Source organism: Streptococcus sp. k-378 (assembly GCF_013277505.1).
Taxonomy (GTDB): Bacteria; Bacillota; Bacilli; order Lactobacillales; family Streptococcaceae; genus Streptococcus; species Streptococcus pseudopneumoniae.
Genome location: NZ_VMNC01000122.1, coordinates 1 through 619 on the forward strand (window position 1 = coordinate 1; position 619 = coordinate 619).

Sequence of the window (619 nt, forward strand, 5' to 3'; positions counted from 1 at the left end):
TTATGGCTTCAAGCCAGTTTTTCTCGTAGAGAAAAACAAGAAAACCACCAGCTATGCTGGTGGCTGACAAGGCTTCTAGCTTCCATTTATTTTTCCAAGTATAATCTAATTGTTCAGGTTAGATAAAGGAGGAAAAATAAATGGCTAAAACCAGTTACAGTTTATCACATACTAAATGGATGTGCAAATATCATATAGTTTTTACACCTAAGTATCGCCGTAAGGCGATATATTACAAAGTCAGGTCGGATTTGATAGATATTATTAAACATCTATGCGGTTGTCGTGGCGTGGAGATTATCGAAGGTCATATGATGCCAGACCATGTACACCTGCTTGTACTGATACCTCCCAAACTTTCGATTTCCGATTTTATGGGGTATCTCAAGAGCAAAAGTGCATTGATGATATTTGATAAGCACGCTAATTTAAAATATAAGTATGGAAATCGAAAGTTCTGGGCTAGGGGATACTATGTAAGTACCGTTGGACTAAACGAAAAGACCGTAGCTAAATATATTCGCGAGCAGGAAAAGAATGACCTTGCACTCGATAAGCTGAGTGTAAAAGAATATGAAGATCCGTTTTCTGATGGCGGATTTAGAACAAGGTAAAAGCC

At 37.8% G+C, this 619-nt stretch carries 1 protein-coding gene; it reads left to right on the forward strand.

The window, feature by feature from the left end:
* The first annotated feature begins 140 nt into the window (after positions 1-140).
* Positions 141-614 carry an IS200/IS605 family transposase gene (gene tnpA / locus HT719_RS10225; protein ID WP_101514440.1) on the forward strand — a complete coding sequence of 158 codons (474 nt, stop codon included), beginning with the start codon at positions 141-143 and terminating at the stop codon, positions 612-614.
* Positions 615-619: the final 5 nt, after the last annotated feature.